The organism is Halomonas sp. H2 (genome assembly GCF_050215315.1).
GTDB lineage: Bacteria > Pseudomonadota > Gammaproteobacteria > Pseudomonadales > Halomonadaceae > Vreelandella.
In genome coordinates, this window is record NZ_CP189760.1 from 3,828,159 (window position 1) to 3,852,000 (window position 23,842).

Annotated in this window: 24 protein-coding genes; 18 read left to right on the forward strand and 6 right to left on the reverse strand. The window is 56.1% G+C overall.

From position 1 onward, the window contains the following. The first annotated feature begins 61 nt into the window (after positions 1-61). Both uvrD and ACQE2I_RS17795 read left to right on the forward strand, forming a co-directional pair. Positions 62-2,260 carry a DNA helicase II gene (gene uvrD, locus ACQE2I_RS17790; protein WP_427029318.1) on the forward strand — a complete coding sequence of 733 codons (2,199 nt, stop codon included), beginning with the start codon at positions 62-64 and terminating at the stop codon, positions 2,258-2,260. A gap of 130 nt (positions 2,261-2,390) precedes the next feature. Beyond that, positions 2,391-2,534 carry a twin-arginine translocation signal domain-containing protein gene (locus tag ACQE2I_RS17795; protein ID WP_427029319.1) on the forward strand — a complete coding sequence of 48 codons (144 nt, stop codon included), beginning with the start codon at positions 2,391-2,393 and terminating at the stop codon, positions 2,532-2,534. On the opposite strand, the gene ACQE2I_RS17800 is transcribed toward ACQE2I_RS17795, so the two are convergent. After that, positions 2,467-3,320 (reverse strand): IS5 family transposase gene (locus tag ACQE2I_RS17800; RefSeq protein ID WP_172118838.1). Its coding sequence is split into 2 segments (ribosomal slippage): positions 2,467-2,978 and positions 2,978-3,320, totalling 855 coding nucleotides; the frame shifts between segments, so codons are not numbered across the junction. The genes ACQE2I_RS17795 and ACQE2I_RS17800 overlap by 68 nt on opposite strands. 20 nt (positions 3,321-3,340) lie before the next feature. Here ACQE2I_RS17800 and ACQE2I_RS17805 point away from each other — a divergent pair. Further along, the gene (locus ACQE2I_RS17805; RefSeq protein ID WP_427031499.1) at positions 3,341-4,402 is read left to right on the forward strand and encodes a TRAP transporter substrate-binding protein; all 1,062 of its coding nucleotides are present in this window, start codon (positions 3,341-3,343) and stop codon (positions 4,400-4,402) included. Positions 4,403-4,525: 123 nt separating this feature from the next. On the opposite strand, the gene ACQE2I_RS17810 is transcribed toward ACQE2I_RS17805, so the two are convergent. Continuing rightward, the gene (locus tag ACQE2I_RS17810; RefSeq protein WP_427029320.1) at positions 4,526-4,942 is read right to left on the reverse strand and encodes an acyl-CoA thioesterase; all 417 of its coding nucleotides are present in this window, start codon (positions 4,940-4,942) and stop codon (positions 4,526-4,528) included. Between the two features lie 217 nt (positions 4,943-5,159). On the opposite strand from ACQE2I_RS17810, the gene ACQE2I_RS17815 reads away from it, so the two are divergent. From ACQE2I_RS17815 to ACQE2I_RS17845, 7 genes are all read left to right on the forward strand, one after another. Further along, positions 5,160-6,059 (forward strand): PstS family phosphate ABC transporter substrate-binding protein, encoded by a 900-nt coding sequence (locus tag ACQE2I_RS17815; protein ID WP_427029322.1) that lies wholly within the window; start codon positions 5,160-5,162, stop codon positions 6,057-6,059. Between the two features lie 144 nt (positions 6,060-6,203). Next, positions 6,204-7,319 carry an ABC transporter permease subunit gene (locus tag ACQE2I_RS17820; protein ID WP_427029323.1) on the forward strand — a complete coding sequence of 372 codons (1,116 nt, stop codon included), beginning with the start codon at positions 6,204-6,206 and terminating at the stop codon, positions 7,317-7,319. Further along, positions 7,316-8,740 (forward strand): phosphate ABC transporter permease PstA, encoded by a 1,425-nt coding sequence (gene pstA, locus ACQE2I_RS17825; protein ID WP_427029324.1) that lies wholly within the window; start codon positions 7,316-7,318, stop codon positions 8,738-8,740. Before ACQE2I_RS17820 ends, pstA begins: the two co-directional genes overlap by 4 nt. Next, on the forward strand, positions 8,734-9,549 hold the full coding sequence (gene pstB / locus ACQE2I_RS17830; RefSeq protein WP_427029325.1) for a phosphate ABC transporter ATP-binding protein PstB: 816 nt from the start codon (positions 8,734-8,736) through the stop codon (positions 9,547-9,549). Before pstA ends, pstB begins: the two co-directional genes overlap by 7 nt. Before the next feature lie 31 nt (positions 9,550-9,580). Continuing rightward, positions 9,581-10,306, forward strand: coding sequence for a phosphate signaling complex protein PhoU (gene phoU, locus ACQE2I_RS17835; protein WP_427029326.1), 726 nt, complete (start codon positions 9,581-9,583; stop codon positions 10,304-10,306). Between the two features lie 79 nt (positions 10,307-10,385). Then, entirely contained in the window at positions 10,386-11,117 is a 732-nt protein-coding gene (gene cysZ, locus ACQE2I_RS17840) for a sulfate transporter CysZ (protein WP_427029327.1), read from the forward strand. Between the two features lie 83 nt (positions 11,118-11,200). Beyond that, entirely contained in the window at positions 11,201-11,488 is a 288-nt protein-coding gene (locus tag ACQE2I_RS17845) for a copper chaperone PCu(A)C (RefSeq protein ID WP_427029328.1), read from the forward strand. Here the strand turns inward: ACQE2I_RS17845 and phoR are convergent. The 4 genes from phoR to ACQE2I_RS17865 form a co-directional block, all read right to left on the reverse strand. After that, positions 11,485-12,771: a phosphate regulon sensor histidine kinase PhoR gene (gene phoR, locus ACQE2I_RS17850; RefSeq protein ID WP_427029329.1), complete on the reverse strand. Its 1,287-nt coding sequence runs from the start codon at positions 12,769-12,771 to the stop codon at positions 11,485-11,487. The genes ACQE2I_RS17845 and phoR overlap by 4 nt on opposite strands. Positions 12,772-12,773: 2 nt before the next feature. Further along, positions 12,774-13,463 carry a phosphate regulon transcriptional regulator PhoB gene (phoB, locus tag ACQE2I_RS17855; protein WP_427029330.1) on the reverse strand — a complete coding sequence of 230 codons (690 nt, stop codon included), beginning with the start codon at positions 13,461-13,463 and terminating at the stop codon, positions 12,774-12,776. Between the two features lie 140 nt (positions 13,464-13,603). After that, entirely contained in the window at positions 13,604-14,494 is an 891-nt protein-coding gene (ubiA, locus tag ACQE2I_RS17860; protein ID WP_427029331.1) for a 4-hydroxybenzoate octaprenyltransferase, read from the reverse strand. Between the two features lie 38 nt (positions 14,495-14,532). Beyond that, complete coding sequence (locus ACQE2I_RS17865) at positions 14,533-15,156, reverse strand: chorismate--pyruvate lyase family protein (RefSeq protein ID WP_427029332.1); 624 nt, start codon at positions 15,154-15,156, stop codon at positions 14,533-14,535. A gap of 50 nt (positions 15,157-15,206) precedes the next feature. Between ACQE2I_RS17865 and ACQE2I_RS17870 the strand changes: the two genes are divergently transcribed. The 8 genes from ACQE2I_RS17870 to ACQE2I_RS17905 all read left to right on the forward strand — a co-directional run bounded on the left by ACQE2I_RS17870 (position 15,207) and on the right by ACQE2I_RS17905 (position 23,839). After that, positions 15,207-16,394: an NAD(P)/FAD-dependent oxidoreductase gene (locus ACQE2I_RS17870; RefSeq protein WP_427029334.1), complete on the forward strand. Its 1,188-nt coding sequence runs from the start codon at positions 15,207-15,209 to the stop codon at positions 16,392-16,394. Positions 16,395-16,515: 121 nt separating this feature from the next. Next, positions 16,516-16,788 carry an HU family DNA-binding protein gene (locus ACQE2I_RS17875; protein WP_007112276.1) on the forward strand — a complete coding sequence of 91 codons (273 nt, stop codon included), beginning with the start codon at positions 16,516-16,518 and terminating at the stop codon, positions 16,786-16,788. After that, positions 16,788-17,144, forward strand: a complete 357-nt coding sequence (locus tag ACQE2I_RS17880; protein ID WP_427029336.1) for a hypothetical protein — start codon at positions 16,788-16,790, stop codon at positions 17,142-17,144. The genes ACQE2I_RS17875 and ACQE2I_RS17880 overlap by 1 nt, the downstream gene beginning before the upstream one ends. Positions 17,145-17,329: 185 nt before the next feature. After that, the gene (gene yccS, locus ACQE2I_RS17885) at positions 17,330-19,519 is read left to right on the forward strand and encodes a YccS family putative transporter (RefSeq protein WP_427029338.1); all 2,190 of its coding nucleotides are present in this window, start codon (positions 17,330-17,332) and stop codon (positions 19,517-19,519) included. Between the two features lie 174 nt (positions 19,520-19,693). Continuing rightward, positions 19,694-21,772, forward strand: a complete 2,079-nt coding sequence (tssI, locus tag ACQE2I_RS17890) for a type VI secretion system tip protein TssI/VgrG (protein ID WP_427029340.1) — start codon at positions 19,694-19,696, stop codon at positions 21,770-21,772. A 3-nt stretch (positions 21,773-21,775) separates the two neighbouring features. Further along, positions 21,776-22,540, forward strand: coding sequence for a DUF4123 domain-containing protein (locus ACQE2I_RS17895; RefSeq protein WP_427029342.1), 765 nt, complete (start codon positions 21,776-21,778; stop codon positions 22,538-22,540). Between the two features lie 93 nt (positions 22,541-22,633). Further along, complete coding sequence (locus tag ACQE2I_RS17900; RefSeq protein WP_427029344.1) at positions 22,634-23,296, forward strand: DUF4123 domain-containing protein; 663 nt, start codon at positions 22,634-22,636, stop codon at positions 23,294-23,296. Positions 23,297-23,332: 36 nt separating this feature from the next. Beyond that, complete coding sequence (locus ACQE2I_RS17905) at positions 23,333-23,839, forward strand: DUF3304 domain-containing protein (RefSeq protein ID WP_427029346.1); 507 nt, start codon at positions 23,333-23,335, stop codon at positions 23,837-23,839. Positions 23,840-23,842: the final 3 nt, after the last annotated feature.

Here is a 23,842-nt window from a genome sequence, read left to right on the forward strand (position 1 = left end):
ACAGCCAGTTCACTGGCTGTGCTAGACTAGCCGCCTATTTTTTGATCCGGCAGCGGCTACTATGGACGACGTCACGGCGATTCTCGATCAGCTCAACTCCGCTCAGCGCGAGGCAGTGAGCGCCCCGCAGGGCAACCTATTGGTACTCGCGGGGGCAGGCTCCGGTAAAACTCGCGTGCTGGTGCATCGCATCGCCTGGCTGACGCAAGCGGAAGGACTGTCTCCTTACGCCCTGCTCGCCGTTACTTTTACCAATAAAGCCGCCAAAGAGATGCGCACCCGCCTTGAAGCGCTGCTCAGCCTTTCGCTGCGCCATGTGTGGGTCGGCACCTTTCACTCCATCGCCCACCGCCTGCTGCGCACCCACTGGCAGGATGCCCGCCTGCCGCAACATTTTCAGATTATCGACTCCGACGATCAACTGCGCCTAGTTAAACGGCTGCTGAAAGATTACTCGATCGACAACGAACGCTTCCCGCCACGCCAGGTGCAGCACTTTATTTCCGGTTGCAAAGAGGAAGGGCTGCGCCCGCACCAGGTCAATGTTGATGGCGATGCCTACCTGGGCCAGATGGTTGAACTCTACGAGCGCTACCAACTGACCTGCGAGCGCGGCGGCCTGGTTGATTTCGGTGAGCTGCTGCTGCGAAGCCTGGAGCTACTACGCGATAACCCAGCGCTGTTAAACCACTACCAGGAGCGCTTTGGCCACGTCCTGGTAGATGAGTTTCAAGATACCAATACCCTGCAGTACGCCTGGCTAAAACTGCTCACCGGCATGCAGACACCGATGACTGCGGTGGGTGATGACGACCAGTCGATCTACGGCTGGCGCGGCGCCAAGGTGGAAAATATCAGCCGCTTTGAGCAAGAGTTTCCGCACACCCATACCGTGCGGCTTGAACAGAACTATCGCTCCACCAGCGCCATCCTGGAAGCCGCCAACACGCTGATCAGTCATAACAGCGAACGGATGGGTAAAAACCTATGGACCGACGGCATCGAAGGCGAGCCGATCTCGATCTACGCCGGGTTTAACGACCTAGAAGAAGCCCGCTATATCGTCGATACCATCAAAGAGAAGGTCGACGAAGGCTTTAACCGCCGTGATGTCGCGATCCTTTACCGCTCCAACGCCCAGTCGCGGCTTCTGGAAGAGACGCTGATTCGTCAAGGCATGCCCTACCGTATTTACGGCGGCCACCGCTTCTACGAGCGCCTGGAGATCAAAAACGCCCTAGCCTACCTTCGCCTAATGCTCAACCGCGACGACGACGCTTCGCTAGAGCGGGTCATTAACGTCCCCACCCGCGGCATCGGTACGCGCACGGTCGAGATTGTCCGCCTGCGCGCTCGGGAACAAGGCATCCCTCTCTGGCAAGCGCTCCACGATGCGATTCACGACGGCACGCTAAAAGGCCGCGCCGCCAATGCCGTGCAAACCTTCGCCAACCTGATCGAGCAGCTCGATAACGATGCCTCTGGCATGGCGCTGCACGAGATTATCGATCACGTCACCGTGCATACCGGGTTGCTTGAGCATCACAAAAGCGAGCGCGGCGAGAAAGGCCAAGCGCGCGTCGAAAACCTGGAAGAGCTGGTCACCGCCGCCCGCGCCTTTACCCACGGCGATGTGTTTGAAGCGCCGGAGGCGGGCGAAGGCATGGCGGCTTTGGAAGAGTTTCTCTCGGAAGCCGCCCTCAACGCCGGTGACCACGAAGCCGAAGAGTTTGAGGACAGCGTCCAGCTGATGACGCTGCACTCTGCTAAAGGCCTGGAGTTCCCCGTGGTGTTTATTGCCGGTGTAGAAGAGGGGCTGTTTCCGCATAAAATGTCCCTTGAAGAGCCAGGCAGGCTCGAAGAGGAGCGGCGACTCTGTTACGTCGGCGTCACCCGCGCCATGCAGAAGCTCTATCTAACTCACGCTGAAACCCGCCGCCTGCACGGCAAAGAGGTGTTCCCACGCCCTTCGCGCTTTTTGCGCGAGCTGCCGCCGCACCTACTGGAAGAAGTCCGCCTGCGCGGGCACATCTCACGCCCGGTTACCGCATCGCGCACCGCCTTTGCCCAGCAAAGCATCGAAAGCAGCGGTGATATCCCCAGCTTGCACGTCGGCCAAGGGGTTGAGCATCCGGTATTCGGCGAAGGGATCATTCTCAATGCAGAAGGCGAAGGCGCCCGTGCTCGCGTACAGGTCAGCTTTGAGGGCGAAGGGGTCAAATGGCTGGTGCTCGGCTTTGCCAAGCTAACGCCACTTTAAGCACTAACAGAGTGGCGTTACGTTCAATGGCTTGCCCTGCAAAACCCGCTTAGCGCATACTGGCGGACGGACACTGCGCATTCATGCGCGCTGACAAAAATATCCTATAATTTCCGGAGTCTTGCTCGCCATGCAACGCCGTAACTTTCTCAAAACCGTCGGCCTAGGTGCCGCCGGTGTCGCTGCCGCCCCCTTTGTAACCACCTCTAGGTTCTGTACGAAAAGTCGGCTCGCAAGCAGAGGCCTATGCACGCCACGCATACCATCGCTCTAAAGCTGCTTGCTAACTTATCGTAGCGTGTGGCGATACGGCGTGACTCCTTCAGCCAACTAAAACAGCGCTCTACTGCATTTCGTTGCCGGTATTTAGGCTTATCAAACCGTCTAGGTAGACCTGGCCGTATTCTTCGATGCATGTTGCGCTGCGCTATTACCGGTTTCATGCCGTGCCTGTCGCAATAATGGCGCAACTCATCGCTGTCATATCCTTTGTCAGCCACCATATAGCGACTACGTTTACGTGGTCGCCCAGCGTTACCAGGCAGGTAAATCTTCTCTAATGTCGAAATAAAGTGCCGAGAGTCTGCCTCTTGGCCAGGAGACAGCGTGAACGCCAGTGGCCAGCCGTGACGATCGCAAACCAAATGAATTTTGGTAGTTAAGCCTCCACGACTACGCCCCAAGGCGTGATCTAAGGGTTCTTCAGAGCCCCCTTTTTGCCGCCTCCTGCGGCAGCACGGGTGGAGCGTATAGAGGTCGAATCAATCATCCATGTATCCAGGTCCATCAGTCCATCTTCACGTAGCCTGAGCTGTAAGCGGGAAAGAATGGCTTCAAACGTGCCATCATCTCGCCATTTTCGAAAGCGCTCATAGGCGGTTGACCAGGGACCATATCGCTCGGGTAGATCTCGCCACTTGGCACCAGAACAGAGAACCCAGAAAATGCCATTGAGAACCTGCCGGTCATCCCGCCGTGGCCTGCCCATTACCTGAGTTGGCGACACAATATCTGTAATCTGTGCCCAGTTCTCATTGGATATCTCGTACCGGCCAACCATCATTTTCTCCCTATGCAGCTATTGCATGGGAAAACTTAGCAGATATCACTTTTCGTACAAAACCTAGTGCGCGTGCTCAAGAGACCTATACCTGGGACATGGTCACCTCGTGGCCAAAAAACTTTCCTGCGCTAGGCACCGGTGCGAATGACTTCGCCCGCCGGGTCGAACAACTCTCCAACGGCCGCATGCAGATCCGCGTGCATGGCGCTGGTGAATTGGTACCCGCGATGGAAGTCTTCGATGCCGTGGCGGCCGGTACCGCTGAAATGGGTCACTCCGCCTCTTACTACTGGCGTGGCAAAGTCGCTGCTTCGCAGTTCTTTACCGCCGTGCCGTTCGGCATGACCACCACTGAGATGAACGCTTGGCTTTACCATGGCGGCGGCCAGGAGTTGTGGGATGAAATCTACGCCAAGCACAACCTCAAGCCGTTCCCGGTAGGCAATACAGGCTCGCAAATGGCGGGCTGGTTCAAGAAGGAGATTAACTCTCTGGACGATATGCAGGGGCTTAAGCTGCGCCTGCCCGGCCTGGCCGGTGAAGCCATGAACGACATTGGCGTTAGCACCGTTAATATGCCGGGCTCGGAAATTTTCACTTCGCTGCAAACCGGCGTGCTGGATGCCGCTGACTGGGTAGGCCCTTACAACGATATGGCATTTGGCCTGCACCAAGTGGCTGACTACTACTACACCTCGGTGTGGAACGAGCCGACGGCGGTGCTGGAAGGCACAATCAACCTGGATGCTTGGAATGCGCTGCCGGAAGACCTGCAAGACGTGATCCGCGAAGCCGCACGCGCGTCGAACATGGCGATGATCAGTGAGTTTGCCTTCCGCAATGCCCAGGCGCTGGAAACACTGGTCGATGAGCACGGCGTTCAGCTGCGCACCTTCCCTGAAGATGTGATGGAAGCGCTGTATACCTCTTCACAGAAAGTCATTCAGAGCCAGGTAGATAGCGACGAAGAGTCCCGCCAAGTCTATGAGTCTTACGCTGCGTTCCAAAAAGTGTTGCGCCCCTTCAGCGATGCGGGCGAATACGCCTACCTGAAGAGCCGCGATAACGTAGGTGCTTAATCAAACGAGGTTCGCTTGCAGGTAGTCAGTCAACCCGCCAGCACGGCAAAGGGGCGCATAGAGCGCCCCTTTGCTATTTGAGGCTCGGTCGTTAAGAGGCTTGGCCTAACGCTGAGAAACGAACTACTCGCTGTGAACAGCCCTAATACGCCCATTATCGTCTAGCGCCACCATAACAAAACGCGCCTCGGTGACTTTTTGGCGCTCTTCAATCCGCTGCCCATGGGGCGGACGCACCCATACCTCTACATCAATCTTGATCGAACTGTGACCAATCTCTTGTACCTGGGTATAGACGCTGACCATCGAGCCAACGCGCACGGGGCTTAAAAAATCCATGGCTTCAATTGCCACGGTCGCCGTGCGGCCACCTGCTTCACGCCCGGCGGCAAGTTCGGCGGCTTGATCCATTTGATTGACCAGCCAGCCGCCGGGTATATCACCATAAAGATTGGTATCCTGGCGGGAAGCCAGTAATTTGAGTGAGAGCTGCCCCTGGGGGGCGGGTACGTCGTCCAAATCGGTTTCCAGTAGAGTCATGGGGTTGTCGCTTAGTCCGTTTATTGTTGTAAACATTGCAGAAAGGCACATTATCTATGTGCGTTATTGCAACGCAACACAGTCGTATGAATTTAGTTAACCATAAGAGGACGCTCGTTTGAATAAACTTTCAACGACTCTTTTGAATACACTCTCAAAACCTCGTTCAACTAGCAGGAGTGCCCCTTTACCGCTACAGCCTACTTTATCGCGCTGGATGGCGGTGGCCCTGCTGTTGGTAACACCGCTAGGCTGGGCTCAGTCGCCATCTATTAGCGGCACCTTAGGCGCTGTGGGTTCCGACACCATGGCGGGCTTAATGCTGCGCTGGGGGGAGACGCTCACGTCACGCCACCCTGACGTAACGTTGCAATTTCAAGCCAGTGGCTCCGCTAGTGCGCCACCAGCGCTGATGGCGGGCACCACTCGACTTGGGCCCATGTCCCGACCAATGACGGATGTCGAACGCGACAATTTTATTGAGCGCTACGGCTACCCACCGCTGGAATTAAAGGTTGCCCGTGATGCGCTTATCATTGTCGTGCATCGCCATAACCCGCTGCGCGCGCTAACTCACCAGCAAGTCGATGTGATTTTCTCCACCTCGCGCGCTTGCGGTGGCGAAGCGTCGATCAGGCGCTGGGAGCAGCTTCCTGAAACACGTAACTGGTCATTTGGTCGAATTGCCCTGCATGGGCGTAATCTTGCCTCGGGCACCCACGGGCTGTTTCAAGAGCGGGCGTTATGCGGCGGGCAATTTCGCAGCGATATCAGCGAACACTCAGGCTCTTCCGCGGTGGTCGCCGCGGTGGGAGAATCGGCCAATGCGATGGGCTACGCCGGGTTTAACCACCTGACCCCAGCCGTGCACGCAGTAAGCCTCTATAACGATGACGGCACCGCCATACCGCCCGATGAAGCGGCGATACAAAGCGGTGATTACCCGCTGTCGCGTTACCTTTATCTCTATGTAAACCTGCCGCCGGGCGAGACGTTGCCGCCACCTGAACAGGCACTCTTAACGCTGATTCTATCCGCGGAAGGTCAGCAGATTGCTCGCGCGTCCGGTTTTGTTCCGTTAACCACAAGCGTCCTTAACGCACAGCAAGCGTGGTAAACCGGTGGTATTTAATCGATGTCACCTAAATGACACATAAGTGTCTTAGGGTAAGGAGTCATGCTATGCACTGTTTTCACGACACACTCGTTCAATACCTATTGATCCGTTCTGTGATCACCTCGGTTTTGCCATGATATCGACATGACCCTACCTCGGTTAAGCTCTTCTCGCCAGCCGCTACGGCTGCTACAGGATCGCGTGGCGACCGGTTTAATTACCGCGGGCGGCGTGGGCGTGCTGCTGGCAATTCTGGCGATCGGCATCTTTTTGGTGTGGGAAACGCTCCCGCTGCTGGCGATTGGCGACACCTTCGCCTTGGCTAAGCTCTCGCCCCTGGCCTGGGGCACTCTCAAAGCCGCACTGGCTGCGCTGCTATTTGCCATTCCTGTGGCCTTAGGCGCGGCGATCTACTCGGCGCTGTTTATGTCGCCGCGCCTACGCACACGTATTAAACCGGCGTTAGAAATGATGGAGGCTGTGCCCGGCGTGGTAGTCGGCTTTATTGCTGGGCTCATTTTGGCACCTTGGGTAGAACGCCACCTCGCCAGCGCTTTAGTGCTGATCGTTTGGCTGCCGCTCAGTGCCGCGCTGGCCGGTTTATTCTGGCAACTGGCTAAAACCCACCTACGCCGCCGTTTACCGCTCTCCTGGGCGGCCCTATGGTTAGTGCCCTGGCTGGTCTTCATGGTGGCGTTAGCGCTATGGCTTGCGCCCTGGATGGAGCAGTGGTTAGGCGGAGATCTGCGCCAATGGCTCGACCAACGCTTCGGGATGGATTATGCCACCCGTAACGCGATGATTGTTGGTATCGCGATGGGCTTTGCGGTTATCCCCAGCATCTACTCACTGGCAGAAGACGCGCTGGCCGATGTGCCCTCCACCTTAATAGAGGGCGCCCAGGCGCTAGGGGCCAGCCGCTGGCAAGCGCTGTGGAGAGTGGCACTGGCAGCGGCGGGCCCAGGTATTTTCTCGGCAGTAATGATTGGTGCTGGCCGGGCAGTGGGCGAAACCATGATTGTGCTTATGGCCAGCGGCAATACCGCCCTGTTTAGCGCCAGCCCCTTCGAGGGTATGCGCTCCATGGCCGCAGCTATCGCCATCGAGTTACCTGAAGCGTCACCCGGAGGACAAACCTACCACCTACTGATTTTGGCCGCGCTAGTGCTGTTTATATTTACTTTTCTGGTCAACACCCTTGCCGAGGTCGTCCGCCAGCGCTTGCGCCGCCGTTACCGCCAGATGGGGGGCACATCATGACGTCTGTCTCGGCCAGCCCCCCCTCCCGCCGCCCGCGTTTTAGCCGCGTCAATGCAGTATGGCCCTGGCTATGTGCGGCCAGCGTGGCGCTTTCCCTGCTGATGCTAGGCGCCCTACTGACGCTGCTGCTGGTGCGCGGCCTAGGACACTTCTGGCCCGCCACTTTGGAGGAGGTCACCCTTAGCTCGGGTGAAACCTTTGCTGGCCAAGCCGTACGTGAGGTAGCACTGCCCCAGCAGTCAGGGGATGAGCGCCTCTACTTCACTGGCAACCAGGATATCGACGGCGCTCGCTGGCGTTGGGTAGCCATTGATCAAATTGTCGAGCGCGTTCAACCCGCCGACCTGATTCGTCTTGATCGCAACCCCTGGGGCGACTTTATGGGTCGTTTAGTGGCCATTGAGCAGGGCGACCAGCGCTGGGAGGGAGAGGCTGTATGGCCGCAGTTAACGGCTCTCTTGGCACTTCCCGCCAGCCAGCGCCAGTCAGGCCAACTGCTGCTTACCACCGTGGACGGCCAAACCCTGCGCCAACCACTCGCCAGCGTGGTTGGCGCTCAAGCGCCCAATACCATGAGCGGGTGGCAGAAAACCCGTGCTTGGGGTGAGGGTATTTGGCAATTTTTAAGCGAAGGCCCACGGGCGGCCAATACCGGTGGCGGCGTATGGCCCGCTATTTTTGGCACCGTACTGATGGTGATTTTAATGTCGGTGATCGTCACCCCGTTCGGGGTGCTGGCGGCGATTTATCTTAATGAAATCGCCCACCAGGGGCGGCTGACTCGTCTCGTGCGCATCGGCGTGCGTAATCTTGCCGGTGTCCCGTCGATTGTCTATGGGGTATTTGGTTTGGGCGTGTTTGTTTACGGCATTGGCGGCTCGCTGGATGAGTGGTTTTTCAGCGATACGCTGCCCTCGCCCACGTTTGGCACGGGCGGCCTGCTATGGGCGTCACTCACCCTCGCACTGCTGACCCTACCGGTGGTGATTGTGGCAACCGAGGAAGGCCTAGCGCGGATTCCCGATGCTCAGCGGGAAGGGGCCGTAGCCCTTGGCGCTACGCGCTTAGAGATGCTCACCCGCATCGTACTGCCCATGGCCGCCCCCGCCATGCTGACAGGGGTTATTTTAGCGGTCGCCCGCGCGGCCGGGGAGGTGGCGCCGTTGATGCTCGTGGGGGTCGCCAAACTAGCGCCCCAGATGCCCATCGATGGTGAGTTTCCCTACCTGCATTTAGAGCGCAAGTTTATGCACCTTGGCTATCATTTATTTGATACCGCCTTTCACGGCGAAGATGTGCAGGCCGCCATTCCACTGGTTTATGCCACGGCGCTACTTTTAGTGTTAATTGTGCTGGTGCTTAACCTAACCGCCATATTTCTGCGTCATTATCTTAGCCGTCAACGGGGAAACGAATGCTAGCGCCATTACATTCAGCCAATACCTCTCAGGCACCAGTGGCGCACTTTTCGTCCGCACACAGTTGCCTGAGTATCGATCACTTTAGCCTCGCCTACGCGGGGAAAGAGGCGTTGCGCGACTTAACCCTTAGCGTTCCCCGTCATCGGGTGACCGCGTTTATTGGCCCATCAGGGTGCGGTAAGTCGACGCTATTACGGGCGATTAACCGTTTGCACGACCTCAATGAGTCGGTAACCCACAGCGGCCAAGTCACGCTCGAAGGGCAGGATATTTATGACCCGCAAATGAATGTTACTGAGCTGCGGCGACGTGTCGGGATGGTATTTCAAACACCTAACCCCTTCCCCATGTCGATCTATGAAAACGTGGCTTTTGGCCTGCGACTACAGCAGCGCCTGCCCAAGCGCAAACGCGACGACATTATTGAGTGGGCATTAACATCCGCCGCCCTGTGGGATGAAGTGAAAGATCGCCTGCACCGCTCCGCCTGGCAGCTTTCCGGCGGTCAGCAGCAGCGCCTGGTGATTGCCCGCACGTTAGCCGTAAAGCCCGACGTACTGCTGCTGGATGAACCTGCATCAGCGCTCGACCCCATATCAACCCTTAAAATTGAGGAGTTGATCCGTAACCTCAAGTCGGAGCTGACGCTGGTACTGGTCACCCATAATATGCAGCAAGCGGCGCGGGTGTCAGATTACACCGCCTTTTTGCATCAAGGTGAGCTGGTTGAATACGGACCGACTGATCAAGTCTTCACCAACCCCCGTTTGCAACACACCGAAAACTACATCACCGGCCGCATCACCTAGGCCTTAGCGACTGAAACGTCAGGAGTGCTCCATGGATATTACTAGCGACTCTCACAGCCAGCATATCTCTCGCCAGTTCAACCAGGAGCTGGAAGAGCTGAAAACCCACCTGATGGCCATGGGCGGTCTGGTGGAGAAGCAAGTGCAGGACGCCGTCTTTGCTCTACTAGAAGGCGATACCCGCTTGGCCGAACAGGTGCGTGACAATGACCGTCAGGTCAATGATCTGCAGCTGAAAATCGACGACGAATGCACCCGCGTACTGGCGCGGCGTCAGCCTGCAGCGTCCGATTTGCGGCTAGTGCTAGCCGTTATTCGCGCCACCTCGGACCTTGAGCGCATTGGCGATGAAGCCAGTAAAATCGCCCGCAACGCGCTGCTACTAAGCGAAACCACCAGCACCATTCGTGGCTTGGTAGAGGTGCGCCACATTAGTGAGCACGTGCGTAAAATGCTGCGCGATGCGCTAACCGCCTTTGCCCGCTTTGATACCGACCTTGCCATGCAGGTGGTGCGCGAAGATGAATTGGTCGACGACGAGTACAGCAGCGCGATGCGCTCGTTAATGACCTTTATGATGGAAGACTCACGCTCAATTACCTCAGTACTCAGCATTATGTGGGTACTGCGCGCGCTGGAACGGGTTGGTGACCACGCCGACAACCTCGCCGAGTACGTGGTTTATCTCGTCAAAGGCCTGGATATTCGCCATAGCGACACCGACGACCTGGATCCGCAGGTGCTAAAAAAGTCTTGACCTGATACGGGTTTCCTCCTGCAATACGTCCAGGCTGCCAAGCGGTCTGGACGTTTGAATCACGAGGAGCTCGCCCCACATGCTGGATGCTGTCACTGCGCTTAGCCGAGGTACACGCTGTGTGTATCAGCCGGGCATGCGCCGCTATATTTTCCTACCTATTCTGGTCAACTTGATTGTCTATGTGAGCATGTTTAGCTTTGTACTCAACCGCTTCGATGGCTGGTTGGCGCATTGGATGAACATGGTACCTACCTGGCTTGATTGGCTAGCGTGGCTTATCTGGCCCCTGTTTGTGATTAGCCTGTTAGTGGTGGTGTTTTTTACCTTCACGCTGGTGACCAGCTTAATTGCCGCGCCTTTTTACGGTTTTTTGGCCGCAAAAGTGGAGATTAAAGCCACGGGTCGTGAACCCATCGATGACCGAAACCTGACCAAAACAGCGCTTGATGCCCTTGGCCGAGAGTTCGTTAAGCTCGCCTATATCTTGCCGCGTGCCGCTGGCCTGTTTGTGATTAGCTGGATTCCAGGCGTCAATTTAGCGGCCCCACTGCTGTGGGCGCTGTTTTCCGCCTGGGTGATGGCCATCACCTATTTGGACTACCCCATGGATAACAACAAGGTGTCCTTTACCGACATGCGCCAACGGCTCTCGAAACGCTGGTGGCAAAGTTTGAGCTACGGCGGGTTAATCACCCTTATCACCTGGATTCCGCTGGCCAATCTATTTTTGCTTCCCGGCGCCGTAGCAGGTGCCGTACTGCTCTGGGATGACCATTACAGAGACGTACGTGGCATCACGCCACAGTAGACGCTTATTACCCAGGCTACGTCACTTTGCTACCTTTACGTTTTGCTCGTCTATCCTGGACTCAATCAACAACAAAGGAATAAATGCATGTTAAAACCGATGGCTTGGCTGGGTGGCGTACTCTTGATTGGCGCCATGTCTATTTCGATGGCGTCTATGTCGATATCACCGCCTTTTCAGACCCGGTTACTTTGATGAGCGCAAGCAGCCCCGCAAGCAGCAACGTGGAGCTTCACGAGACGCGAATGGATGGCGACATGATGCAGATTCGTCATGCGGACGAGCTTTTTATTGAGGCTGGGGAAACCTACACCATGCGTCCTGGTGGTGACTTTCACTTAATGTTGTTGTGCGGCGGGAAGATAAATTAAACAAGACGCGAGGAGGGGAAGGCGCAGCGAAACAGCGCGCCTTTCTCGGGGTGGGATTCGATCTGTAATTCGGCATCATGGCGTAACAGCACGTGTTTAACGATGGCCAAGCCTAGCCCCGTGCCACCAGTGGCAGTGCTGCGACCTTTATCGACACGATAGAAGCGTTCGGTTAAACGGGGGATGTGTACAGGATCAATACCTTCACCGTTATCTTCAACCTCAATACAGCCACCGCCAGTAGCACTGGGTTTCCAGCGTAATGTGATATGGCTACCCGGCAGCGTATAGCGAACGGCATTAAAGGCCAGATTAGAGACGGCGCTGCGAATTTCCTGCTCACTACCCAACAATTGGGCCTCGCTTTCAAGCGCCACGGTGATCGTATGGCGTTGATGTGATAGCGCCAGCGCGTCGGCACACACGCTCTGCAGTAAAGGCCCTAGCGGCAGCGGATAATGATCTTTGCCACCCTGGTCAATTTCCAAGCGCGAGAGCAGTAATAAGTCATTGACCAGGCTCTGCATTCGCTGAGTCTGATCCTGCATTTGATGAATACTTTTGCCTAACCGCGGAGGTAATTGATCGGCTATATCGCTGTAGGTTTCCAAATAGCCAGAGAGAACGGTCAAAGGTGTACGCAGTTCATGGGAAACGTTGGCCACAAAATCTCGACGCATCTGCTCTAAGCGATGCAAGCGGGTAATATCTCGCGCCATGACTAAGCGCTCGTCGTCGCCGTAAAGGGTAATTTGATACTGCAGAATGTGCCGTTCATCAATCGGCGAAGTGAGTGTAAGCGGCTCGCGGTAGTCTCGCGCATTAAAATAGCTGATAAAACTTGGGTCACGCAGCAGGTTGGTAATGTGCTGGCCACGATCATGGGCGGTCTGCAGGCCCAACATGGTAGTTGCGGCGCTGTTCCACCACTCTAAATCGCCATGGCGGTCCAGCATGACCACACTGTCGCGCATCGCTTCAGACGACTCTTGAATACGCGCTAAGGTCGCTCGCAGCCTGTTTTGCGTTATACGCTGACTTTTCTGATAGCGATACAAGCGGTCAAAGAGCTCACCCCACATAGCGCGAGCGGCAGGCGGCTCATCGTTAGGGTGAAGGGTTAGCCATAAATACAGCTCGCGTAGCTGACGCAAGTGATAAAACAGGCATACTGCCAGCCCAACAGCTAGCCCCAGCCCTGCAAAGCCCAGTAGCCAGCCTAGGCAAGTACCCAGCGTAGCCAACCACGCTAGTCGCCACAGTTCACGGCTCCATAGGCGCACATTTACACCCGTGCAGAGAAACGGTAACCGGTACCCCGAACCGTTTGAATCAGGGTTTGATGTACATCGCCCAGCGCTTTGCGCAAGCGACGAATATGCACATCGACCGTGCGCTCCTCAACGTACACGTTACCTCCCCACACTTGGTCCAACAGCTGGCTACGCGTGTAAGCACGCTCTTGATGGGTCATAAAAAACTGCAATAGACGATACTCGGTCGGCCCCATTTCCAGCGCTTTCCCGTGAGCACTTACCCGGTGACTCACCGGATCCAGCAATAAGCCATTAATCTCTATCGGGTCTTCAACACCACGCGGCGTCGCGCGGCGAAGTACTGCTTTTAGTCGCGCCACCAGTTCGCGGGGTGAAAAGGGCTTAGTGATATAGTCGTCCGCGCCTGCTTCAAGGCCCTGGATCTTATTATCCTCCTCGCCTTTGGCGGTAAGCATAATAATGGGGATCTCGGCAGTGGCTTCCTCGCGCTTTAAACGCCTTGCTAGCTCAATACCGCTGGTACCAGGCATCATCCAGTCAAGCAGCAGTAAATCAGGCTGGTGGTCAACGACCATGGCATGAGCATCCTGGGCGTTATCTGCTTCGAGCACACGATAGTCAGCCATTTCCAGCGCTACCGCGATCATCTCGCGAATCGACGATTCATCATCGACAATCAGAACGGTCTTGGCGGTCATACCAGAGCCTCACGATGTTCAAAAAAACTAGTTCAGAGAAAGCTAGTCCAGAGAAAGCTAGTTCAAATACAACTAGCTCAATGACATGTCAGTGACGATAACACCATGACTTGATGACAATTACATGACAGTAGCAGCTATTAGCCCATCGCAGGCCACCAACTTAGCGTAATACCAGCAAAAATTAGTAGGCCCGACCAAAAATTATTTAGAAAAGCTTGGAAGCAAGGGTCACGCTCACGATAACGAATCAAGCGCTGCTGATGCAGAAAAGTGGCGCCCATTGCGACAAGTGCTACCCAGAAAAAGCCGCCTAAACCAACCCGCCAACCGACCCACGCCAGCAATCCTAGTGTGGCTATCTGCAGTAAGCCGATGATTAAACGATCTGCATTGCCAAACAACACCGCCGTCGATTTAATGCCTATTTTCAAGTCATCGTCGCGGTCGACCATGGCGTACTGGGTATCGTAAGCCACTGTCCAAAATACGTTGGCACAAAATAGCAGCCACGCTTCCAGCGGCACGTAGCCGAGCACGCCACCAAAGGCCATGGGTATTGCCCAAGAGAAAGCGGCCCCTAAAACAACCTGGGGGAAGTGGGTGTAGCGTTTCATAAACGGATAAATAAACGCCAGCAGTACCCCGCCCAACGAGAGCAGAACCGTAAACCAATTGGTCAGTAACACCAGAATAAACGACGCGGCTACCAACACCACAAACAGCAGCTGAGCCTCGGTCTCGCTGATACGCCCAGTGGCGAGCGGGCGGTTTTTAGTACGTTTTACATGGCCATCAAAGTGGCGGTCAGCATAGTCATTGACCACACACCCCGCGGCACGCATCACATAAACCCCCGCGACAAAAATCAACAGAATATTTCGCCCTGGCACGCCTTCTGCGGCAATCCAGAGCGCCCAAAGCGTTGGCCACATTAATAGCCACGTACCAATGGGTCGATCTAGACGCATCAGCTGTAAAAAATCTGCCACGCGAGCGAATCCCTTCGGCCGCAACAGTGAACGATCCATGCTTACCTCACGAAATAAAACACCAGAATGCAACGACTTTAGCGCGAAGGCAGATCGAGATCATCCGCCATCGCACGCAAAAAATACTCTTGAACCAACAATGACAGCCCGCCGTGATGACCGCTGTGATAAAACACGGAGCGCCTACCCCAGGTGCATTTTTCCTCTAGGGCGTTCTCGCTAACAAAGGGCGGAGATTGTCGCGTTGCTTCCAACGGCCCACGCACTAAATCTGGCTGACGAAATAGCCAGCTGCCTAGCGAGCGCTCACCTAGGCGATCTAAACGCTGGCCCTTTAGCTGTGAAAGTGGCGCGACCGAGCGCGCCACCACCCACGGCGTTTCGTCTAGACAAAGCGCCACTTCGCGCAACCACGCGTAACGTTTGGGAGCAATGCCCAGCGCCTGCGCCTCATCTTGCTGTGGCCAACCCACACCCTGGCGCAGTAGGCGCACCCGAAAATGTTTATGGCCGCCAGCCGCTATTAGTCGAGCGGTTAACGAATCGGTAGAAGCAACCCACTGCCACCAAGGAGCGCTCATGGCAGGCCGCACCGCATTAATAGGACACCAACGCGAAAATAGTGGAGTTTGCTGGAAAGCAGGAGATGTCACCGAGTTCTCCAGGGCGATAATTGGGGCAGCTAGTGTAACATGGCGCATTAACAGGCTTTTATTACAGCAGCTTTTTAGCGTCTCAATTTGGTGTCTGCATGCCCGTATCACATAAACACATAACGTCTCAGGCTGAGCTGGTAATTATTGGTACAGGGATGGCGGGGATTGGCCTAGCCCGCGCGTTGCGCCGCCAGGGCGATCAACGCTCAATAACATTGGTAAGTGCTGACAGCGGCGATGATTACAGCAAGCCTCTACTCTCAACTGGTTTTGCTAAAGACCTATCAGCCGATACGCTAGCCCAGCGAAACGCTGCCGTGCTAGGCGAAGAGCTAAATGCACACGTGGTTACCCACACCCACGTCAGCGCATTGGATGTGGATAACCGGACAGTCCTTCTTGATGGTGGAAAAACACTGGGCTATGAGACCCTCGTTTTAGCCACCGGCGCCGAGCCACGCGTACCCTTTAGAATTGCCTCCAGCGTGGCGTCGCGCTTTTTTACGATCAACGACTTAGACGATTATCGACGCTTTCGCACGGCATTGGGCCAGGGCCCTAGCCGAGTAGCGGTGATAGGCGCGGGCCTCGTCGGCTGTGAATTTGCTAACGACCTGCACGCTGGGAAACATCACGTCAGCCTTATTGCTCCAGAGGGGAGCCTGCTTCCCCGTCTGCTGCCCGCACCACTCGGCAATGCTTTAGGCGATGCTTTTAACGAAGCAGGTATCAACCTTCACCTTGGCCGCTCGATTGACTCCATAATGCTCAGCAATAGTGAAAGTATCGAATTGCGTTTAGATAATGGCGACACCGTCAGCGCAGATTTTATCTTGATGGCAACGGGCCTCGTCCCACGGTCAGCGCTTGCCGAAGCCGCTGGGTTAAGCGTAGCGCCCAGCGGCATTGTGGTGGATCGCCAACTGCGTACTTCGCACCCGAATATCTACGCCTTGGGCGATGTCGCCTGCGTCGATGGCGTTAATGCCATGTACGTACAGCCACTACAGGCAAGCGCCAAAGCGCTGGCGGCAACGCTTTCAGGGACCCCAACGCCGGTCAGTTTTGGCGCTTGGCCGGTGGTGGTTAAAACCCCACTGCTGCCGGTGGTTGCCTACCCGCCAATTACCACGCCAGAGCGCTGGCGAATCGAAGGTGAAGGCGGCGATATCAGTGCCTTGGCCGAAAATAAAGACGGACGTTTGATTGGTTTTGCGTTGACAGGCGGCTGCGTGAGAAGGAAAGTGGAGCTTTCCAGAGTAGCACCTGTGCTGCTAGGCTGATTTTCGCCGCGTTCACGACTAGGCTAGAGAAGCTATGCTTCGTGACGCATCCAACAACATGCATTTACGTTACGTTCGATTCTTTAACAAAAGTTCGATTGTTTAATTGAGGAGATTTCTTATGCGCAAACCTGAACTCGCTGCTGCCATCGCTGAGAGTGCCGACCTGTCTAAAGATAAAGCAGGCCAAGTGCTCAACGTTATTTTGGACGAAATTACCAATAGCGTTGCTAAAGGCGAAGATGTCGCTTTAATTGGTTTTGGCACCTTCACAGTACGCGAGCGCGCAGCACGTACCGGTAAAAACCCGCAGACCGGTGCACCACTGCAAATTCCAGCCAGCAAAAACGTCGCCTTCAAGCCAGGTAAAGGCCTTAAGGACGCCGTTTCCTAATGAAACTCAAGCTGACGCTGTGGCTACTGGGCGTCATGCTCAAACGAGCCCTGCGCCGCAAGCCGCGTTTTCGTGAGCAGTTAGAACGAATGCGCGGCCTGGATTGGGGTATAGCCACAGAAGATCTAAGCATTGCCCGCTACTACCGGATGACGCCGAAGCGCATTAACACCGGTAAAGGATTGCCTGTCGACTTGGGTCTTGAGCTACGTTTCCGTGATCAAGCCACCGCCTTGAAAGTACTCAAAAAGCCGACTCAGCAGGCTTTTCTCGACGGAATGATCAACGGCAACGTACGCTTAGTGGGCGACTCTGCGGATATGAATAAGCTGCAGAAATTGCTTAAGTATTTGTAGGTTTTACCCGCTACGTTTGCGTGGCGGGTTCCCCTATTGATCCTTTTTGACACTCTGACGCCCCCTGCCAGACTTGGTTGCCTGCCACTTACCGTTACTTGCATACAATCACAGCTTTAAGCCACCACCCTATCGGATTATACTAAAGTCTAACATTCAACTATAAACCACCCATAAGAGCTGCTATGCCCATTATCTTGCCACTGCGGCGCCTTTGGACACTCGATAAATTCGCCTATAGCCTGCGCGTGTTTATAGCGTTCAGCGGTGCGTTGCTGTTCAGTGGCCTATCGGGTGATGTGGCGTTGGTGATCCCGCTATTTCTAGGCATTATCGCCTGCGCGCTATCGGAAACCGACGACAGTTGGCAAGGCCGCTTGCAAGCCCTGCTGGTAACGCTGGTGTGTTTTACCTCGGCGTCATTTATTGTTCAGTGGTTGTTTCCCTGGCCGTGGCTATTTGTCGTTGGCCTGGGGCTTTCTACTTTTACGTTGATAATGCTCGGCGCTATTGGTCAGCGTTACGCCACGATAGCCTCTGGCACGCTGATACTGTCGATCTACTCGATGATCAACATTGAGCAGCACGGCGGGGTCGATGAAGATGTGGCGGCTCGCCAACTGCTGTTATTAGCCGGGGCAGTCTGGTACGGGGTCATTTCGGTGATGTGGTGTGCACTGTTTTCCCGCCAGCCAGTCAAGCAGAGCATGGCGCGGGTGTACAAGGCGTTGGGCGAGTTTTTGATACTAAAATCGGCGCTGTTTGAGCCGGTACGCGGCGTCGATGTGGAAGCCCGCAGGGTGGCGCTGGCGCGCCAAAATGGCAAAGTCGTCGATGCGCTCAACCAAGCCAAAGAGATGATTTTTAGACGGCTGGAAGGCCAGCGCGGCGACCGTAAACTGAATCGCTATTTGCGCATCTACTTTATCGCCCAGGACATCCACGAACGCGCCAGCTCGACCCACTACCCCTACAGCGCGCTCAGCAAGGCGTTTTTCCATCATGATGTGCTGTTTCGCTGTCAGCGGCTGCTCGATCAACAGGGGCGCTCCTGCCGTCAGCTGGCGAAATCGCTGCTGCTTAATCGGCCGTTTGATCACCAGCAGAGCAAAGAGGCGCTGGCCGATTTACACGCCTCGATTGAGAACCTGCGCGATCGGGGCAAGCCTGAGTGGCGCCCATTGCTTTATCCATTAAGTGCGTTAGCAGACAATCTGGCCACCCTGGAAACCCAGTTAGCCTACGCCCACAACCCCGATGTCAGCGAAGAGCGGCGCGACAGTACGCTTTATGACCGCTCGCCCTCAAGCCTGCTGGAAGCGTGGAAGCGGGTACATCTGAACTTCACTCTTGGCTCGCCCACCTTTCGCCACGCGGTGCGGCTCTCTATCGCGCTGATGATTGGCTACGGCATACTGCAGTGGATCGACCCAGAACAGGGCTTTTGGATTCTGCTTACCACGCTGTTTGTCTGCCGCCCTAACTTTGCCACTACGCGGCGGTTTTTATCACAGCGGATGGCCGGCACCGTATTAGGCTTGGTAGTGGGCTGGGCGTCAATCAGCCTCTTCCCGCATCCGCTGGTGCAGAGCATGATTGCCGTGGCCGCAGGGGTTTCGTTCTTCGCCAACCGCGAAAAACATTACGTGATCGCCACCGCTTCTATCACGCTATTGGTGTTGTGCAGCTTCAACCAAGTAGGCGATGGTTTTAACCTGATTTTACCGCGCTTGTTCGATACCTTGATTGGCTCGTTGATTGCGGGCTTAGCGGTGTTTTTTATTCTGCCCGACTGGCAAGGACGCAGACTTTACCGCGAAGCTTCAAAAGCGCTGAATAATCACCGCCGCTACTTAGAAGAGATCATCCACCAGTATGAAGCGGGCAAGCAGGATGACTTGGCCTATCGACTAGCGCGACGCAATGCCCATAATGCCGACGCGGCGCTCTCCACCCTGCTCACCAATATGCTCCATGAGCCGGGGCACTACCGAAAGCAGGACGCGGACAACGGGCTGCGCTTTTTAGTGCTCTCCAATACTCTGCTCAGCCATTTCTCTGCACTGGGCGCCCATCGCCACCAGTTGGCTGACGATGAAGATGACGCCACGCTGGTGCCGGTAGCAAAACGTATTGGTGAGTTGTTGGGACAGATCGCGGAAAGGTTAAACCAGCGCCAGCCGGTTGAGCCACTCGCGGATCAAACCGCCGAGCTATTAGCCCAGCTAGAAGAGCAGAGCGCGGTATCCGCGGACGAACAGGCGATTACGCTCTATCGCCCTATCCAGAGCCAGCTGCGCCTTATTACCGAGCAGCTCGCCCCGTTGGGTGAGGCCGCTAATAGGCTTGTTAACACGCCAGCAATAAGCAAATAGTTGCCCGTAACGCTCTCGTACAAGCCATATATTGGAAATTTGTAAGCCATATCTTACAAGCGTGTAAGAGATCCCTGTGACTTGCCCTGCAATCGCTTTTTTGGGTTGTGCTGCGCTTTCAGCTCGCTATCCTAATCGTTTTTATTAGTTTTTGACGATTCATGGAGCGGCGTGATGTCAGCCAGCACTGGTCTGCAGTTCACCCTAACCCTACCCGGCGTTGATGACGTCGCGGTGATCGACTTTACCCACCGCGAGGCGATCTCCCAGCCCTTTGAGCTGGTGCTGAACCTAGCGAGCCGGGACGGCAGTCTTGATGCCGCTGAACTGCTGGATCGCGAAGCCACCCTGACCATCTGGCAGGACGGCGAACCGCTGCGTCGGGTACACGGCATTATTGCTGAATTTGGTCGGGGTGATCGCGGCCACCGCCGTACCTTCTACTCCCTAGTGCTGCGCCCAGCGCTATGGCGGCTCTCGCTTCGCCAGAACTCGCGTATTTTCCAAAAAGTCGACTCGCTCACGATCATTAATACCCTCTGCGACGAGCGGGGTATTACCGATGTGTCCTTTGTGGTTAATCGTGAATTGGCCGAGCGGGAGTACTGCGTTCAGTATCGCGAAACCGACCTCGCCTTTATCGAACGCCTGGCCGCCGAAGAAGGCTTGTTCTACTTTCATGAATTTGAAGAGAGTGATGGCGGCACCCACCGCTTAATCTTTGCCGATGATCCAAAAGTACTCACCAGCTTGGGCGAACGCACTTACCACAGCCGCGCTGGTGGAACAGCACCCACGCGTCATGTGCGTAAACTCAGCCATACCGCCCGTGTAGCGGCGGCCACCGCCACCCTGAAAGACTACAGCTTTAAAAACCCGGCCTATGCGCAGTTGCATGAACACCTAGGCCGCGATGTTGAGCAGCACGGACAAAACGCTGACTACGAGCACTACGACTACCCCGGCCGTTATAAGCAAGATGCTTCCGGTAAGCCGTTTACGCGCATTCGCCTGGAGCAGCTACGCCGTGAAGCGCTCACCGCCAACGCCGAAAGCGACCTACCCGAACTTGCCCCCGGCCTGCGCTTTACCCTAACCGACCACGATACCGACAGCCTCAACCGCGACTGGCAGGCCATTGAAGTAAGCCACTTCGGTGAACAGCCCCAGGCGTTGGAAGAAGACGGTATCACCCAATCAGACAGCGCCGGAATGACCCGCTACCACAACCAGGTCATGCTGATCCCCGGTGATGCCCCCTGGCGAGCAACCCTGAATCCCAAACCGCGTGTGGATGGCCCTCAGGTCGCCTTCGTGGTCGGCCCGGAAGGCGAAGAGATTCACTGCGACGAACACGGCCGGGTCAAAGTGCAGTTCCCTTGGGACCGCTATGCGGAGACCAACGACACGGCGAGCTGCTGGGTCCGCGTCGCCCAGGGCTGGGCCGGGGGCGGCTACGGCAGCATCGCCATCCCCCGCATTGGCCACGAAGTGATCGTCTCGTTTCTGGAAGGCGACCCGGACCAACCGCTGGTCACCGGGCGCACCTACCACGCGGTGAACACCGCCCCGTACCCGCTGCCGGAACACAAGACCCGCACGGTACTGCGCACCCAGAGCCACAAGGCCGACGGCTTCAACGAATTGCGCTTCGAAGACGAAGCGGGCGAAGAGCAGATCTGGCTCCACGCCCAGAAAGATTTAGAGCTGCTCACCCTCAATGACCGCACCGAAGAGATCCGCCACGACAGCTTCTTGAAGGTCAAGAACGACCGCATCAGCGAGATTAGTAACGACGACCATCACACGGTGCACGGCAACCGCTTCGAGCACACCGAAGGCCAGCAGCACCTCACCATCGACGGCACGCTGCACATCAAGGCAGGGCAGGCCTGGCTCAGTGAAAGTGGCCGAGAGCTGCACATCAAGGCAGGCCACAAGGTGGTACTGGAAGCCAGCGACGAACTCACCCTGAACGCCGCCGGCAGCTTCATCAAGCTGGACGGCGGCGGCATCACCCTGGTGGGCCCCTCGGTGCGGGTCAACGCAGGCGGCAACCCCGGCAACGGCTCCGGGCAGGCAGTGGAAGGCCCGCTATTGCCGGGGCGGGCAATGGCGGAAACACATGAACGGGTTAATGCGCTATCCCAAGAGGCCCTGCTGACGACACAGCTCAAGGTGCCGGAAGTATGTGAGGAGTGTTGGCAAGCCGCGCTGGCCTCGGGGCAAACAATGATTCAGGCAGAGGGGTGACCTATGGATGATGCCCGTCATATACCCTCCGATTGGCAACGATCCCCTTGGCCAGCGGACAAGGGGCTAAAACGTCTGGCCCTGATCGAACTGGGGCTCCTGAAGCCCACCTTACGCACCGTGCTATTCGAAACGGAGGGTGTTTCGGCCTGGCCATTACTACAGGATGAGGAGCAGCCACACCTGACCCGCGAAGGGCCTTGCCTCTTCGAGGTAACGGCCAGCGCGATAACCGCGATGGCCACACAAAAGGAGCTTGGCTGTGGGGTACACGCCTGGATCGAAAGCCACCTGACTCCCCAACAACTGGTCAATCAGTTGGCACCCGCAATGGTAGCGTGCCCCGTCGATGAACCGCCCTCCTTGCTCAGGTTTTACCTGCCGCACGTGATCCAGTCATTACACGCGGAGACAGCGGCTGACTGGCACCCCTTGCTCTTCGGTGGTATCGGCCAGTGGTGGCGCCGGGTCGATGGACAGGGATGGCAACCGCTGGGCACGATGCCTGCTCAGGTATCAGTGAATACGCCATGGCGATTGGCCTTGCACCCTGAGCTTTATCAGGCACTACAAGGTGACCCCGAGGTTCGCGCCTTTACCCGGCTGCTAAGCCAGCAACATCCAGAGCTTTTTGCAGACGTTTGCGCCTGCACTCGCCCCCAGCGCGTGCAGGCAGCGCTATTGGCCGCGAACGAGGCAGGCCTGGTTGAAACCAGCGAGCGCCTGGCCTACGTCTACCGCCAACTGTTATCGCGCAGCCATGCGTAACCCAAATCGAACGCAACGGCCCGGCGCGACAAGGTATGGCGTCACGAAAAGAAGCAAGCCTGCAGATTGGATAGCACTGACAAGGATAGGTAAATGTTGGACTTGAAAAAGGAGCCCTGCGCCAATTGCACATTCATCGCTGACATTGCCGACGCAAGAGTGCTCCAGCATGCGTATATCGTTCTGGATGAAAAACTGTTGAAAGGCGCATTTGCTCATACCACGACGTTACCCGGCGTACTGCAATACAGTGGGTTGTTTGGTCACACTCCTCTTCGCCTGATATCACCCGAAGAGCCGCTGCTGATCAAGATAGAGATCAATAGCCCAGCCTGGCAACGCGCCATGCAACTGTGCCTGTGTCAGGCAGGCTGGGTATTCAAGCCTACGTCGGCCGTCTCTTTCGACAAGATCGTCGAGCACTTGCGCACACTTTTCATTCTTGACGATACCGCTGGCGGAAAATCGTTCGTGAGGCTTCAGCACCCACAGGTATGGACAACCCTGCTGGCCAATGCAGACCCTGTGTTCCTTCAACACTGGTTGAAGCCCCTTGGCCGAGTTTTCATTCCCTATATGAAAGGTGGCTGGACTTGCTGGAAGGCCCCCAAAACAGGAACTACCTGTGCGAACCCCTGGCAATTGACGTCACACATCGAAGCGGCACTTCGAAGGCAGCAGCAAACAGAAGATTGGCTGATAACCAAACCGGCGGAGCCCGCGCCAAGAGCGGACTGGCTAATCTCGCTCCACTAGCCTGAACCTTCCATGGACCATTAACGAGAGTAACCCATGCTGGTGAGATGGATCTGGAACTGGTTGTTCAATCAAATTTGGGAGGGCCTGCCCAGGAAAGCACGCTGGGGCTTGGCGGCGTTGTTAGTGGGCTTTCTGGGCTGGTTGTTCTTTCTGCCTAACCTGCACCCCATGCCCACAGATACTTCCATACGTGGACATAGCCATATTGATCGGCCTATTCACGATTTCTGGATTAATGGTCGCTGGGGAGGGAATCTAGATCCTCATGGGGGAGGAGGAACGGTATGCTGCCAGTCTGTTAAAGGCGAGTCAGCTGAGGTGGCTTGGGTTCTAAGTCTCACTGGGGAGCAAGAGCGGCAAGGCATGGAAATCGAGCGGCATAGCGTTACGCTGCCGATGCCCGAGCGTAGTCGGGAAGACCGTTACCTGCATGTGCATTTTTTGCCTGATAACGAGATTAGGCTAGGTTGGAGCCCCAACCTAGTACCCCCCTACGCCCATTTACCAAAACGCCCCAATGTGGCCCGCTATCAGGAGTAACCC

What these genes read in the sequence shown, in the direction of transcription:
- ACQE2I_RS17875 (WP_007112276.1), top strand. Translation starts at nt 16,516, where the DNA reads ATGCGCAAACCTGAACTCGCTGCTGCCATCGCTGAGAGTGCCGACCTG.
- phoB (WP_427029330.1), bottom strand. Translation starts at nt 13,463, where the DNA reads ATGACCGCCAAGACCGTTCTGATTGTCGATGATGAATCGTCGATTCGC.
- ACQE2I_RS17880 (WP_427029336.1), top strand. Translation starts at nt 16,788, where the DNA reads ATGAAACTCAAGCTGACGCTGTGGCTACTGGGCGTCATGCTCAAACGA.
- ACQE2I_RS17795 (WP_427029319.1), top strand. Translation starts at nt 2,391, where the DNA reads ATGCAACGCCGTAACTTTCTCAAAACCGTCGGCCTAGGTGCCGCCGGT.
- ACQE2I_RS17865 (WP_427029332.1), bottom strand. Translation starts at nt 15,156, where the DNA reads ATGCGCCATGTTACACTAGCTGCCCCAATTATCGCCCTGGAGAACTCG.
- ACQE2I_RS17815 (WP_427029322.1), top strand. Translation starts at nt 5,160, where the DNA reads ATGGCGGTGGCCCTGCTGTTGGTAACACCGCTAGGCTGGGCTCAGTCG.
- ACQE2I_RS17820 (WP_427029323.1), top strand. Translation starts at nt 6,204, where the DNA reads ATGACCCTACCTCGGTTAAGCTCTTCTCGCCAGCCGCTACGGCTGCTA.
- ACQE2I_RS17870 (WP_427029334.1), top strand. Translation starts at nt 15,207, where the DNA reads ATGCCCGTATCACATAAACACATAACGTCTCAGGCTGAGCTGGTAATT.
- pstA (WP_427029324.1), top strand. Translation starts at nt 7,316, where the DNA reads ATGACGTCTGTCTCGGCCAGCCCCCCCTCCCGCCGCCCGCGTTTTAGC.
- yccS (WP_427029338.1), top strand. Translation starts at nt 17,330, where the DNA reads ATGCCCATTATCTTGCCACTGCGGCGCCTTTGGACACTCGATAAATTC.
- ACQE2I_RS17900 (WP_427029344.1), top strand. Translation starts at nt 22,634, where the DNA reads ATGTTGGACTTGAAAAAGGAGCCCTGCGCCAATTGCACATTCATCGCT.
- ACQE2I_RS17845 (WP_427029328.1), top strand. Translation starts at nt 11,201, where the DNA reads ATGCATGTTAAAACCGATGGCTTGGCTGGGTGGCGTACTCTTGATTGG.
- ACQE2I_RS17810 (WP_427029320.1), bottom strand. Translation starts at nt 4,942, where the DNA reads ATGACTCTACTGGAAACCGATTTGGACGACGTACCCGCCCCCCAGGGG.
- tssI (WP_427029340.1), top strand. Translation starts at nt 19,694, where the DNA reads ATGTCAGCCAGCACTGGTCTGCAGTTCACCCTAACCCTACCCGGCGTT.
- uvrD (WP_427029318.1), top strand. Translation starts at nt 62, where the DNA reads ATGGACGACGTCACGGCGATTCTCGATCAGCTCAACTCCGCTCAGCGC.
- cysZ (WP_427029327.1), top strand. Translation starts at nt 10,386, where the DNA reads ATGCTGGATGCTGTCACTGCGCTTAGCCGAGGTACACGCTGTGTGTAT.
- phoU (WP_427029326.1), top strand. Translation starts at nt 9,581, where the DNA reads ATGGATATTACTAGCGACTCTCACAGCCAGCATATCTCTCGCCAGTTC.
- ACQE2I_RS17905 (WP_427029346.1), top strand. Translation starts at nt 23,333, where the DNA reads ATGCTGGTGAGATGGATCTGGAACTGGTTGTTCAATCAAATTTGGGAG.
- ubiA (WP_427029331.1), bottom strand. Translation starts at nt 14,494, where the DNA reads ATGGATCGTTCACTGTTGCGGCCGAAGGGATTCGCTCGCGTGGCAGAT.
- pstB (WP_427029325.1), top strand. Translation starts at nt 8,734, where the DNA reads ATGCTAGCGCCATTACATTCAGCCAATACCTCTCAGGCACCAGTGGCG.
- ACQE2I_RS17895 (WP_427029342.1), top strand. Translation starts at nt 21,776, where the DNA reads ATGGATGATGCCCGTCATATACCCTCCGATTGGCAACGATCCCCTTGG.